The following is a 13,146-nucleotide window of genomic DNA, read 5'->3' as shown; positions in this document are numbered from 1 at the left end:
GCTTCCCGCGGGCACACCTTGACCCCAGGGGGAAGGCATGACTCAGTTCGACCCTTCGCACGCCGGCCGCTGGCGTTTCGATCCGTCCCACACCCGGATCGGCTTCAACGCGCGCCACGCCATGGTGACCAAGGTGCGCGGTGCCTTCAACGACATCGACGGCTACGTGGACGTGAACGTCGAGGACCCGAGCAAGTCCGCCGTGTCGCTGACCGTCAAGGTCGCCAGCATCGACACCCGCAACGCGGACCGCGACCAGCACCTGCGCACCAACGACTTCTTCGATGCCCCGAAGTACCCGGAGATCACCTTCACCAGCACCCGGATCGACCAGGTTGATGAGAACAGCTTCATCGTCAACGGAGACCTGACCATCAAGGGCACCACCAAGGAAGTGGCCGTGCCCATCGAGTTCACGGGCGTGGAAAAGGACCCCTTCGGCAACCTGCGGGCGGGCTTTGAGGGCAGCCGCCGCATCGACCGCCGCGAGTACGGGCTCGAATGGAACGCCGCGCTCGATTCGGGCGGCCTGCTGGTTTCCGAAAAGGTCCTGCTGGAATTCGAGATCTCGGTCATCAAGGAGGCCTAGTCCCTCGGCGCCGACCGGCTGCGGCTTCAGTGCGGCGTCCGCGACGGACGGCGGTGTTCTTTGGTCTTCTTTCACCCGCAGTGGGTGAGGCCTGCCCCCACTGGAAGCGTTAGCGTGGAGAAAAGGTGATCGACCAGCCTCTATCGCTTGTGAGACCTCACTGAGGGCTCCCGCCGCCTAGCGGACGGCCAGCGGAAGGACAAGGGATGCTCAACCGATACCACGGCCGCACCGAACCCGTTCGCCCGGTCCTCTTGACGCCTCCTTTGGCTGGGGTGATCCGAACCGTCACTGGCGCGCCGGGTTGCCGGGAATGAGCGACCCTGCCGCGCCGCCCCCCGGCATCGATCAGTCCGGTATCGATGCCGCCGCCGTGATTCGTTCCAAGGCGTACATCGCTGCGCTCGTGCTGGCAGCGGTCCTGGGGGTTCCCATCTCGATCATTGCGTACGGTTTTCTCGCTTTGGTCACGGCGGTCCAGCAGTTCGTCTTCGTCGAACTGCCGAATCAAGTCCTTGGGAGTCCTGCTCCCGCGTGGTGGCCGGTTCCGTGGTTGGTGCTGTGTGGACTGTTGACGGCGTTGACCATCCGGTACCTGCCGGGGACTGGGGGCCACTCACCCGCTTTCGGATTCAAGACGGGCGGCGGTCCGGCCAGCGGCCGGGAGCTCGTGGGCATTGTCCTCGCGGCGCTGTCCACGCTCAGCCTGGGTGCGGTGCTCGGGCCGGAGGCGCCGCTGATCGCGATCGGTGGCGGCCTCGGGGCGCTGGCGGTGCACTTGGTGAAGAAGGACGCTCCACCGATGGCCGCGACGATCATGGCGTCGGCCGGCAGCTTCGCGGCGATCAGTACCCTTCTCGGGTCTCCCGTGCTCGGTGCCTTCCTGATCATGGAGGTCGCCGGGATTGGAGGAATGACGCTGAGCCTGGTGGCCCTGCCCGGACTGATCGCTTCCGGCGTCGGGGCGCTGGTGTTCGTCGGCTTGGACGGCTGGACCGGGCTGGGCACCTTCTCGCTGGCGCTGCCCGTGGTGCCGCCAGCGGTGCCGCCGACGGTGGCGATGCTGGCCTGGGCGGTGATCATGGGCGCGGTTGGCGCGCTGTTGGGATGGCTGATCCGCTGGGTCGGGCTGTCGCTTCGTCCTCTCGTGCACCTGAACCGGGTGTTGGTGACGTCCGCGCTCGGCTTGCTGATCGGCCTGACCGCGATGGCGTACCAGCTGATCTCCGGGCACAGCTTTACGCAAGTGTTGTTCTCGGGGCAGGACGCGCTTCCGGAACTGGTCGAACATGCCGCGGACTACTCGCTTGCCGTGCTGCTCCTGCTGATCGCTTGCAAGACCTTGGTCTACGGGCTCTCGCTGAGCGCTTTTCGCGGCGGACCCGTGTTCCCGTCGATGTTCATCGGCGCGGCGCTCGGAATCGCCGCGAGCGGGTTGCCCGGAATGGATCTCGCGGCAGGGATCGGCATGGGCATGGGAGCCATGTGCGCGGCCATGCTGCGGCTGCCGCTGACATCGACGCTGCTGGCCACGCTGCTGCTGGGAGTGGACGGTGTGGCCGTAACGCCCCAGGTGGTGGTGGCTGTCGCGGTGGCCTTCGTGATCACCAGCGTGCTCCCGGTCCCGAGGGCGTCCGCAGCGGCTGACGATGCCGGCAGTGTCCACCATCGGACTCCCTCGAGGACCTCCCCTGCGGCTGGAACTGCGATCTCGAGCGCGGACCTTTCGGCCGCGCGGGACCGGTGGATCGCCTGGCTGTTCATCATTGGCTCGAGCCTGTTCGCCTTGGGGGCCGTGCCGTTCTACGCCGAGGCCGTGGGATTGCGCTTGGATGCGCTCACCTTCTTCGTCGGTTCGCTGTTCTTCACCAGTGCGGCGTTCCTGCAGTACCGCGAAGCCGTTGACGCGCTCCCGGCCGTGGGTGCCGCCCGGCGGCATTCGTTTTGGGTATGGGCGCCGCGGAATCTCGGCTGGCTCGCTGCCGCGATTCAACTTGCCGGCACGCTGTGGTTCAACTTGAGTACGGGAGAGGCCCTGCGGGTCAATCTCAGTGTGGCGCTGACAGAGCAGCGGGTGTGGCGGCCCGACGCCCTGGGTTCAATCGCCTTCCTCCTGGCAAGCGGTGTGGCGTTGCGGGATGCCGGCCGCGGCATTGCCGGGCGCATTGCCGGCCGAAGGCCTCGGGCCTGGAAGATCGCCGTGATCAACCTGGCCGGCTCCATTGCGTTCGGCTTCTCGGCCGTCGGAGCCTTCATCGTGCCGTCGACCGGCGATGTCTGGAACGCCGAGCTGTCCAATCTCGGCACCTTCGCGGGAGCCCTGTGCTTCCTCACCGGCGCGATCCTGATGCTGAGTCCGGAATCCACCGGATCCCCGGTTCCCGCGGAGCGGGGAGCCCATCCGTAATCCCTTTTCAACAGTCCCTGAAGGAGAAGTGATGTCAGCAAATTTCGAGCCGACGGACGCCGACGCGGCGCTGTTCGGCAACCGATTCGTCACCCAGGAGGTTCCGACCCGGGAGTTCCCGGAGACCGGCATGCCTGCTGAGGACGCTTTCCGGCTCGTGGCGGAGGACCTGGCGCTGGAGGGCGATCCGGCCCGGAACCTGGCGACCTTCGTGACGACATGGATGGAGCCGCAGGCCCAGCGGATCATCGCCACGAACCTGCACCGCAATTTCATCGACCACGCCGAATATCCCCGCACGGCCGAGATCGAGCAGCGCTGCATCCGCATGCTCGCCGACCTCTTCCATGCGCCCGGCGAGACGACGGGAGCCCGAACCCAGGGATCGTCCGAGGCGATCATGCTCGGCGGCCTGTCGCTGAAGTGGAACTGGCGCAAGCGTCGCGAGGCCGCCGGCGCGTCGGCGTCGAGCCCGAACCTGGTGTTCGGCGGCGACGTGCATGTCGTATGGGAGAAGTTCTGCCGCTACTTCGACGTCGAGCCGCGGATCGTGCCGCTGCAGCCGGGGAAGTACACGATCGGCCCGGAGGACGTGCAGGCCCATATCGACGAGAACACCATCGGTGTCGCAGCAGTGCTGGGTACGACGTTCACCGGGCACAAGGACGACGTCGTCGGCATCAACGACCTGCTGCTGCGGATCAAGCACGAGCGGGGCCTTGATGTGCCGTTGCACGTGGACGGGGCCAGCGGGGGATTCGTCTGGCCCTTCCTCTACCCGGACTCCGCGTGGGACTTCCGGCTCGAGCAGGTCCGTTCGATCAATGTCTCCGGGCACAAGTTCGGACTGGTCTATCCCGGCATCGGCTGGCTGATCTTCCGGGAGAAGGCCGACCTGGCCAAGGACTTGGTTTTCGAGGAGAACTACCTCGGCAAGGTCGACTCGACCTTCACCCTGAACTTCTCCACCGGCTCGTCGATGGTTCTGGCCCAGTACTACAACTTCGTGCGCTATGGCCGCGCCGGTTACGCCTACATCATGAAGAACATGCAGGCCAACGCCCGCGTCCTCGCCGAGAAGCTGGACGCCATGGGCAGGTTCGAGATCATCGGCCGCGACTGGGAGCAGCTTCCCCTGGTCGCGTTCCGGCTCGCCGAGGACACCGGGTACGACGAGTTCGACATCGCCTGGCAGCTCGCGGCCGAGCGCGGCTGGATGGTGCCGGCCTACACCCTGCCGCCGAACGCCCAAGAGGTGACGATCATGCGCGCCCTGGTCAAGGAAACGCTGAGCCGCGAGCACGTCGACACGCTCGCCCGAGACATCGAAGAGGCGTGCTCCACGCTGGCGAAGAAGGGCGGCGCGCACGAATCCGAACGAAAGAAGATCGTCACCGGACCCGGCCATTGACCCGGTGCCGGCGTTCACTCAGGTTGGCTCGACAACCAGCTTCCTGATCTCGGTGAGCTTGGCCTCGGACTCTTCGAGGCGAAGGCGGAGTGCTTCGACGCTCGCGGTACCGGTGCCGGCCGCCTCGACGGAAGGCGCGGGGTTCTTCTTGGGAGAGAGGAAGAAGTTGGCCAGGTAGCCGGTGAACGTTCCGAAGATGCCCACACCGATGACTATGACGACTGCTCCAATGAAACGGCCCGCATCGGTGACCGGATACTGGTCGCCGTAGCCAACCGTCGAGATGGTGACGATCGTGTACCAGAGGGCGTCCGAGGCGGTCGTGATGTTGGCCCCTGGGGCGTCCTGTTCGACGCGGAGCATCGCGAGGCTTCCGAATTCCAGCACGAATATGCCCATGAGCAGCAGGATGTACAGGGAGCTGCCGGCCCGGTCCTTGCTCAACGTGCGGCCGATCGTGCGGATGCCGACTTCGCGGAGCAGGCGGTACACCCGAATCAGCCGGAAGACGCGCAGGATCTTGAATTGCGCGAAAGGCAGGCTGGCCAACAGGTCGGCCCAGCCGAAGTGCTTGAAGAAATAGGCGCCCGCCGCTGGCGCGGTGACGATCCGGTAGAGGAAGTCGATGAGGAAGACCACGCTGAAAAGGGCGTTCATCACGGTGAGCACGGTGTCGAGCGACGTGTCCTGCACGGCATACAAGAGCACCAGATTGACGATCGACAGGATCGAAAGGATACCGATGAAGATCTCGTATCCGATGCTCTTCAGTTCAGTGCGTTCCTTGGTCATGTGAGGATGATGGCACGTCAGCAGCTGCGCAGCCGACACTTTTCGCCCCGGCCCCAACGGGGCTGCGGTCCTCCCTGTTGCCTCCAGGCAAAACCACCGGCACGAGCGATCCCGTCCACGTTGGTCCCAGCACCAGCCCGCCTGATTTCCGGAGCACCCTCGCCAAAAAACGCTGCCAACACCGCGTCAAATGGCCTTGTGGTGCACATTGTCCTGCCGGTTGGGGGTGTCTGACAGACACTGCCACCGGCCGCCCGGCCTGCGTAGCGTGGTGGATGTGGACAGAAAAGAAGAAATCCGGGACTTCCTGATCTCACGGCGCGCGAAGATCAGCCCGGAGCAGGCCGGGATCCCCAGCTACGGGGAGCTGCGCCGCGTGCCGGGCCTGCGCCGCGAGGAAGTCGCCCAGCTCGCCGGAGTGAGCACGGACTACTACACGCGGCTGGAACGCGGCAGCATCCGCGGCGTTTCAGACTCGGTGCTCGAGGCCGTGGCTGCCGCCCTCCAGCTGGACGAGGCCGAGCGGGCACACCTTTTGGACCTGGCGCGGACGGCCAACATGCCGTCGCGTGGGTCGGCCCGCCGGCCGCCCCAGCAGCGGGTCCGCGCCGGGGTAGTGCGCCTGCTGGACGGCATGGTCGGAGTGGTCGCCCTGGTGCAGAACGGCCGTTCGGACGTGCTGGCCGCCAACCTGTTGGGCCGCGCGCTGTACGCGGAGGTGTTCACCTCCGCCGCTTCGGCCAGTCCGGGCCGGCTGCCGAACCAGGCGCGCTACCTCTTCCTCGATCCGCACGCGGGCGACTTCTACCCCGATGGGCGCGTCATCGCGGCCACCACGGTCGCCATGCTGCGCACGGAAGCGGGCAGGAACCCCCACGACCGGGCCCTGAACGAACTGATTGGCGAACTGACCACGCGCAGCGCGCTGTTCGCCTCGCTCTGGGCCGGACATGACGTGCGGATCCACACCACGGGGACCAAACGCTTCCACCACCCGGTCGCCGGAGACCTGTCCCTGCAGTACGAAACGCTGGACCTTCCCGGCGATGAGGGCCAGACCCTTTTCACCTTCACCGCCGAGCCGGGTTCCGCATCCGAAAACGCGCTGGCATTCCTCGCCAGCTGGGCGGCATCGCCTCCCCAAACAACCACCGCCGGCGATCCTGCCGGTGGATCCTCCGTCCCGGACACTCGCTCCCACGCGCAACCGAGAACGCGTAACCCAGGAAAGACAGGACCCTCACATGACTGAGAAGGAAAACATGACCGAGAAGAAGGTCTGGTTCATCACCGGCGCCGGCCGCGGGATGGGCACCGACATCGCGAAGGCGGCCCTCGCGGCCGGCCACGCGGTCGTTGCCACGGGCCGCAATCCGGAAAGGGTCGCCCAAGCCGTGGGTGAAAGCGAGGACCTGCTGGCGGTGAAGCTGGACGTCACTGATTCCAACGACGCGGCGGACGCCATCCAAGCCGCCGTGGACCGGTTCGGCCGGATTGACGTGATCGTGAACAACGCCGGCAACTTCTACGCCGGGTTCTTCGAGGAGATCACCCCGGAGGACTTCCGGACGCAGATCGAAACCACCATGTTCGGGCCCATGAACGTTACCCGTGCGGCCTTGCCCGTCCTGCGGGCCCAGCGCTCCGGCCTGGTCGTCACCATCTCCTCGACCGCAGGCATCGCAGGCGGGGAGTTCCTGACTGCCTATGCCGCGTCGAAGTTCGGCGTGGAGGGCTGGGCGGAGTCCCTGGCCCCCGAAATCGCCCCGTTCGGCATCCGCACCATGATCGTGGAACCGGGGTTCTTCCGCACCGAGCTTCTCACCCCGGAATCCACCAGCTACGCCGCCTCCACCATCGAGGACTATGCCGAAAGGACCGAGCAGACGGTCACCGCGTGGCAGGGCATGAACGGGCAGCAGGGCGGGGACCCGGCCAAGCTCGCCGACACCCTGATCCAACTGGCCGAACTTGACGAGCCGCCGCTGCGCTTCGCCGCCGGCGCGGATGCCGTCGGAGTATTCGAGACCCGGGCCAAACAACTCCAGGACCAGGCCGACGCCCACCGCGAGCTTTCCAGCCACCTGGCCCACGACGACGCCTGACCCACCCACCGGCCGAATTCCCTCCGCGTGGCGGCTGATGATCCCGCTTGGGGGCCAAGCTCCCCATTTCCAATGCCCTGCCGCTACCTCTGCGTGGTTGGCTTTGCCTGGGGCGCCAGATCCATGGTGGTGAGGCGCAGCCAGAGCCAGAGCCGCTTCTGCGGGTCGTCCAGATCGATGTCGAAGTCCTTGGCCAGGCGTGAGACCCGGTAGCGGACGGTGTTGTTGTGCACGTGGAGGCGGGCCGCCATCGTGGAGATGCTTCCGTTCGACGCCAGATAGGCCCGCAGGGTGTCCAGGTAGTCGGTCTGCTGTTCGGCATCATGGGCCTGGATCTTGACGATGTCGTCGAGGCCGGCAAGTCCGTTGTCATCGATGAACGCCCCGATCTTCAGGAGATTCAACGGAACCCGGTAGTCCTCGAAAAGCCCGGTGGCGGGGGATTGCCCGGCACGGGCGTCCGCCACCGCCGATTGGCGGTGGAGCAGGTACTGCAGGGTTTGCAGCGCTTCCGACCTGGATCCGGGCAGGTCCTCCACCCGGGGTGCGATGCCGCCGACGGCTGCGATGAGCGGGTGGGAACTGATCGTGTGGGAGTAGGCGCCGATCTCCTGGACCAGGCGCCGATGCGCGGCCCTGGGGGTGGATCCTTCGCAGGGCAGGAGGGCGTAGACGACCGAATCGATGAGGGCACTGTGGCTGGTGTTGAACTGGAGGTTGCAGACGGTCGTGACAAGATGCAGCAGCCGTTGGATTTCGCGCACGGCCTCCAGACTCCCGGTTTCGGAACGGACGATCGAAAAGGCCGCGACGGCGAGCCCGTTGGCCGCGTCGAGTCCGAGCTGGGCGGCGGCAAATGAGGCATGCGCGGTGTCGTCCATGAGCGTGCGGATCAGGTCCCCGTTGCGGCGTTCCCCGAAGTCGGAGGCCGAGCGGGCATGGAGCATGTGCAGCCCGGCCAGCGGCGCCATCTTGTCGAGTGCTTCCAGCGCGGACTCGCGCTTGTCCGCGCCAGGATCGAGGATCCAGATCGTGCCAAGCAGTTCCCCGCCGGCCCTCACCCCCAGGGCGATCCGGTCCATCTCCTCGCCTCTTGAGGGGATCAGCACCGCGCCCGCCGATGCGTAGACGGTCTTGAAATCCGTATCGAATGCCGGTGGCGTGGTTTCCTGCAGGGAAAGGGTGGTGACGCGGCGGAGTTCGTCGACGGGCTGGCCCGGCAGCGTCGAATATCCCAGAATCCTGCCCAGGGGATCCACGATGCTGGCCGCGCCGTTGGTGATTGATGCGGCGGCGTTGGCGAAGGCGTAAAGGTCCCCGAGGCGGACACCGGAGACCGAATCCACGGCCGCCCCCACGACGGAGGCCCTCGCCAGCGCCACCAGGCGCGTCCAATCCACGCTGTCCGGAGCCACCAGCACGGCCAGGCTGTGCAGGACCGCGGCGGAACGAAGCCGATCCATGGGAGCGCCATGGGCCTTGACCACCACTGCTGCGGCGTTGCTGTTGGAGGCCCGGTGCAGCAGCTGGTCGAAATCCGGCGAGCCGCAGGTCAGGCCGACGGCCAGGATGATGCGGTCATCGACGCTTGTCCATTCGTCCAACGGGTCGTACATGAGGACGTCGGAGACGGGATGGGCGAGGTTCTCCGGTGTGGGGTTGGCATGCACCAGATCCGCCTGCATCAGCTGGATGCAGTCGGACAGCCGCACGACGGACCCCTGGAGGCCGCCCTCTCCCATGCCCTGTTCCGCAGTGTTCATGCATGGAAGTTATCACAAGGCATGGATAAGCGCTTTGGGGGAATTCACATATATATGGGTGGAGATCTACGTCACCATTGACGAGGGAAGCGACAGAGAATCCCAGTTAGAAACCCAAGGACAGACAATGAAATTCAAGGACATCAAGGCTCTCGCCGCAGGGCAGGGACCGGCCCGGTCCGCGGCGGAGCGCCTGTCCCGGCGCTGCTACAGCGTCGAGGACATGCGGATCATGGCCGCCAAGCGCCTTCCGAAAAGCGTCTTCGAATACATCGAGGGTGGCGGGGAAGACGAAGTCTCCCTGCGGCGCAACCGCTCATCGTTTGATGACTGGACGTTCCTTCCGAAGTGGGGGTCGGTCGAGAACCTCGACCTCCGCTCGACCCTCTTGGGCGGCCCGGTCGCCATGCCGCTGACCCTCTCGCCCACCGGCGGCACCCGGCTCTTCCACCCCGACGGCGAGACCGCCGTCGCGCGGGCCGCGCTCGAGGCGGGCATCCCCTACGGGCTGGCGCACCTGAGCACGACCACCATGGAGGCCGTCAGCGCCGCTTCGCCGGGGCTCCGGCGATGGTTCAACCTGGAGCCCACTTCGGACAAGGGCCTGCTCCAGGCCGTCCTGGACAGGGTCTCGAACGCCGGATACGAGGCGCTGGTGGTCAACGTCGACTGCCGGGCCATCGGCCATCGCGAACGCGACTACCGCAACGGGTTCACCGCCCCGCCGTCGATCAAGCCCAAGACCGTCATCGAGGGGGCGCTACATCCGGCTTGGGCCCTGGGCTTCCTGGCCAACGATGCGATTGCCTTCCCGAATCTGGACGCCGAGATTCCCGAAGGCCCGCTCTCCAGCACGCCTGACATGTGGCGGACGCTGCTTGCCGGCTCGTACGAACCGACCGACTGGGACGACATCCGGGACCTGAGGTCACGCTGGAACGGTCCCATCATCCTCAAGGGCGTCGTCAATCCCAACGACGCCGTCATCGCAGCCCAGATCGGCATCGACGCCATCCAGGTCAGCAACCACGGCGGCCGGCAGCTGGACCACATGGCCTCGCCCTTGGACGTGCTCCCCGAAATCGTCGACAAGACGGCCGGCCGGGTCGAAATCATCGTCGACGGCGGCATCCGCCGGGGCTCGGACATCGTCAAGGCCCTCGCCCTGGGTGCCGACGCCTGTTCCATCGGCCGTCCCTACCTCTACGGCTTGGCGGCTGCCAGCCAGGCAGGAGTCGCCCATGTCCTGAAAATGTTCGCCGCCGACATGACGCGCACCATGATGCTGCTGGGCGTTTCCACGATCCAGGAACTGCGGGTGGAAGGCCGCGAGCTGATCCGGCACCGCAATGAAGCCTTTACCCGCACCGCACCAGGCCCGGAGGCCCGGATGGACTTCGCCGAAATGAGGACCTCCTGATGAAAAATCCCCCAGAAGCCGCTTGCCCGAAACGCCGCCGGTTCGGTGTGCCCGCCGCCGTCGCGACGGCAGCGCTGATGTTGGCCGTCACCGCGTGTGGCCCGTCCGGCACCCCCTCGCCGTCGGCTCCCTCCGGCGACGCGGCCGGGCAGGGCACCGGGGTCCCCGCCCTTGAGGTAAACCAGGCTGCAGCCCAGTTGCTCCCGGAACCGATCAAGTCAACAAAGGTCCTGCGCGTTGCCATCCCCACCAACGAGCCACCGACACAGTTCTACCGTGAGGGAACCCGGGACATGACGGGGACCAACCCCGACATCGCACGCCTCATCGGCCAGGCGTTGGGCGTGGAGGTGGAGATCGAGGTCGCCAATTTCGACTCCATCATCCCGGGGATTGCCGCGGGCCGGTACGACATGACCGTCTCCTCGATGACCCCGACGGAGAAGCGCATGGAGGTCCTGGACTTCGTCGACTACATGCAGATGGGCAATTCCATTGCGGTGGCCAGCGGGAACCCGCAGGGCATCACTGACCAGCACGCCCTGTGCGGCAGGAAGGTCGGCCTCCTGACCGGGTCCTACCAGCTCACGGTCAATGTCCCCGACTACGACAAGGCCTGCACGGCGGCCGGCAAGGAAGCCATCCAGCGAAGCGAGTTCCAGGACACGCGGCAGGCAATCTCCGCCCTGACCAGTGGACGGCTGGACGCCGTGCTGGCGGATTCACCCATCCTGAACTTCGCGGCCACGCAGAACCCCCAGATCGAGATTGCCGCAAAATTCGACTTCACGCCGGTCGGCGTTGGCATGCCGAAGGACTCCGGCCTGGTCAAATCCGTTTCCGCGGCGCTGTCCGAGGTCATCACGAGCGACTCCTACCTCCAGGTGCTCGGGAAGTACGGGCTCGAGTCGAGCGCCATCACCGACGCCCGCGTCAACTTCGCCCAATAGGAGGTGACCACCATGCAGCAACAACGCTCCACCCTTGACACCCGCCGGAACCTTCCCGCGGCTGCGGCCGATTCCATCCCCGTGGTGCCGCTGAGGCATCCGGTCCGGCTGGCCTTCGCCGTCGTCCTGATTCTCGTGGCGTTCGGCGCCGCGTGGGACGTGGCGGCGAACCAGCGGTATCGCTGGGACGTGGTCATCTCCTATCTGTTCGCCCCGCAGGTCATGACCGGCGCCGGGCTGACCATTCTCCTGACCGTGGTATCGATGACTGCCGGCATCGCCCTGGGCACGGTCCTGGCGATCATGCGGCTTTCGGCCAACCCGATCGTGAGCACCATCAGCCGCGGCTACATCTGGTTCTTCCGCGGCACGCCGCTGCTCGTGCAGCTGATCTTTTGGTACAACATTGCCGCCCTGTATCCGGTGATTGCCTTCGGGCTTCCCTTCGGCGGTCCCTCGCTGGTCCTGGGATCGGCCAACGTGCTCATCACGCCCCTGAGCGCCGCATTGCTGGGGCTGTCCCTGAACGAGGCCGCCTACATGGCCGAGATCATCCGTGGCGGCATCGGATCCGTGGACAAGGGCCAGTATGAGGCGGCCCGGGCCCTGGGGATGGGCGGCGGAAAGCTCATGCGCCGGGTGATCCTGCCCCAGGCCATGCGTGTGGTCGTCCCCCCGACCGGAAACCAGGTCATTTCCATGCTCAAGGGCACGGCCCTGGTCAGCGTGCTGGCGATCTCCGACCTGCTCTACTCGGCCCAGATCATCTACGCGAGCAACTACCAGACGATCCCGCTGCTCATCGTCGCCAGCCTCTGGTACCTGCTCATGACGACCATCCTGAGCTTCTTCCAAACCAAACTCGAACGGCGCTATGGCCGCGGCTTCGACGCAACGCCGCGACGGACCCGCAGCCCAAAGACAAGGACAGCATGATGAGCACCGCCATGGTGGAGGCCCGGGGAGTCCGCAAGAGCTTCGGCTCAACGGAAATCCTCAAGGGCATTGATCTGAGGGTCGAACGCGGCTCGGTGACCTGCCTGATCGGCCCGTCCGGCTCCGGAAAAACGACCTTCCTCCGGTGCATCAACCACTTGGAAAAGGTCGACGCCGGCCGCCTGTACGTGGACGAGCACCTGGTCGGCTACGCGGAGCGCAACGGGCGGCTCTATGAAATGAAGGAGCGCCAGACCGCGCGCTCACGGCTGAACGCGGGCATGGTGTTCCAGCGGTTCAACCTCTTCCCGCACATGACCGTGCTGGAGAACGTCGTGGAGGCGCCCATCCACGTGCTCGGCCGTCCCCGGCAGGAAGTCACCGCCGAAGCACAGGCCCTGCTGGACCGCGTCGGACTGGGCAACCGGGGGCATTCATACCCCCAGGAACTCTCCGGCGGGCAGCAACAGCGGATCGCGATCGCACGGGCACTGGCCATGAAGCCCAAGCTCATGCTCTTCGACGAACCGACGTCCGCGCTCGATCCAGAACTCGTCGGCGAGGTGCTCGACGTCATGAAGTCCCTGGCCGAGGCCGGGATGACCATGGTCGTCGTCACCCACGAACTCGCCTTCGCCCGCCAGGTCAGCGACCAGGTCGTCTTCATGGACCAGGGGGTCGTCGTCGAGAGCGGAGACCCCGCCGACGTGCTGGGCAACCCGCAGCACGAACGCACGCAGGCCTTTCTCTCCAAGGTCCTCTAGAACATCACC

11 protein-coding genes are annotated in these 13,146 nt (G+C 66.1%); 9 read left to right on the top strand and 2 right to left on the bottom strand.

The genetic code is table 11. The annotated features are described in order from the left end of the window. Nucleotides 1-37: 37 nt before the first annotated feature. The 3 genes from ABD912_RS06210 to ABD912_RS06200 all read left to right on the top strand — a co-directional run bounded on the left by ABD912_RS06210 (nucleotide 38) and on the right by ABD912_RS06200 (nucleotide 4,407). Nucleotides 38-589, top strand: coding sequence for a YceI family protein (locus ABD912_RS06210; RefSeq protein WP_345149272.1), 552 nt, complete (start codon nucleotides 38-40; stop codon nucleotides 587-589). Nucleotides 590-902: 313 nt separating this feature from the next. After that, on the top strand, nucleotides 903-2,996 hold the full coding sequence (locus tag ABD912_RS06205) for a chloride channel protein (RefSeq protein ID WP_345149270.1): 2,094 nt from the start codon (nucleotides 903-905) through the stop codon (nucleotides 2,994-2,996). Between the two features lie 31 nt (nucleotides 2,997-3,027). After that, the gene (locus tag ABD912_RS06200) at nucleotides 3,028-4,407 is read left to right on the top strand and encodes a glutamate decarboxylase (RefSeq protein WP_345149269.1); all 1,380 of its coding nucleotides are present in this window, start codon (nucleotides 3,028-3,030) and stop codon (nucleotides 4,405-4,407) included. A gap of 18 nt (nucleotides 4,408-4,425) precedes the next feature. Here the strand turns inward: ABD912_RS06200 and ABD912_RS06195 are convergent, their stop codons facing one another. Then, nucleotides 4,426-5,199 carry an ion transporter gene (locus ABD912_RS06195; protein WP_345149268.1) on the bottom strand — a complete coding sequence of 258 codons (774 nt, stop codon included), beginning with the start codon at nucleotides 5,197-5,199 and terminating at the stop codon, nucleotides 4,426-4,428. 277 nt (nucleotides 5,200-5,476) lie between these two features. Between ABD912_RS06195 and ABD912_RS06190 the strand changes: the two genes are divergently transcribed. Together ABD912_RS06190 and ABD912_RS06185 are read left to right on the top strand one after the other, a co-directional pair. Next, nucleotides 5,477-6,451 (top strand): helix-turn-helix transcriptional regulator, encoded by a 975-nt coding sequence (locus ABD912_RS06190; RefSeq protein WP_345149267.1) that lies wholly within the window; start codon nucleotides 5,477-5,479, stop codon nucleotides 6,449-6,451. After that, the gene (locus ABD912_RS06185; RefSeq protein WP_345149266.1) at nucleotides 6,444-7,304 is read left to right on the top strand and encodes an SDR family oxidoreductase; all 861 of its coding nucleotides are present in this window, start codon (nucleotides 6,444-6,446) and stop codon (nucleotides 7,302-7,304) included. The genes ABD912_RS06190 and ABD912_RS06185 overlap by 8 nt, the downstream gene beginning before the upstream one ends. Before the next feature lie 83 nt (nucleotides 7,305-7,387). Here ABD912_RS06185 and ABD912_RS06180 read toward each other — a convergent pair whose 3' ends face one another. Beyond that, nucleotides 7,388-9,067 carry a PucR family transcriptional regulator gene (locus ABD912_RS06180; protein WP_345149264.1) on the bottom strand — a complete coding sequence of 560 codons (1,680 nt, stop codon included), beginning with the start codon at nucleotides 9,065-9,067 and terminating at the stop codon, nucleotides 7,388-7,390. A gap of 127 nt (nucleotides 9,068-9,194) precedes the next feature. Between ABD912_RS06180 and ABD912_RS06175 the strand changes: the two genes are divergently transcribed. Genes ABD912_RS06175 through ABD912_RS06160 form a run of 4 tightly spaced genes read left to right on the top strand, consistent with a single transcriptional unit; the run spans nucleotide 9,195 to nucleotide 13,137 of the window. Beyond that, entirely contained in the window at nucleotides 9,195-10,487 is a 1,293-nt protein-coding gene (locus ABD912_RS06175) for an alpha-hydroxy acid oxidase (protein ID WP_345149263.1), read from the top strand. Beyond that, nucleotides 10,487-11,437: an ABC transporter substrate-binding protein gene (locus ABD912_RS06170; protein WP_345149261.1), complete on the top strand. Its 951-nt coding sequence runs from the start codon at nucleotides 10,487-10,489 to the stop codon at nucleotides 11,435-11,437. The genes ABD912_RS06175 and ABD912_RS06170 overlap by 1 nt, the downstream gene beginning before the upstream one ends. Before the next feature lie 12 nt (nucleotides 11,438-11,449). Beyond that, nucleotides 11,450-12,373, top strand: coding sequence for an amino acid ABC transporter permease (locus ABD912_RS06165; RefSeq protein WP_345149259.1), 924 nt, complete (start codon nucleotides 11,450-11,452; stop codon nucleotides 12,371-12,373). Then, on the top strand, nucleotides 12,373-13,137 hold the full coding sequence (locus ABD912_RS06160) for an amino acid ABC transporter ATP-binding protein (RefSeq protein ID WP_345149257.1): 765 nt from the start codon (nucleotides 12,373-12,375) through the stop codon (nucleotides 13,135-13,137). The genes ABD912_RS06165 and ABD912_RS06160 overlap by 1 nt, the downstream gene beginning before the upstream one ends. Nucleotides 13,138-13,146 lie beyond the last annotated feature (9 nt).

The sequence above is a fragment of the Arthrobacter ginkgonis genome, from assembly GCF_039540195.1.
GTDB classification, from domain to species: domain Bacteria; phylum Actinomycetota; class Actinomycetes; order Actinomycetales; family Micrococcaceae; genus Zafaria; species Zafaria ginkgonis.
This window is presented reverse-complemented; position numbering and strand designations above follow the sequence as displayed.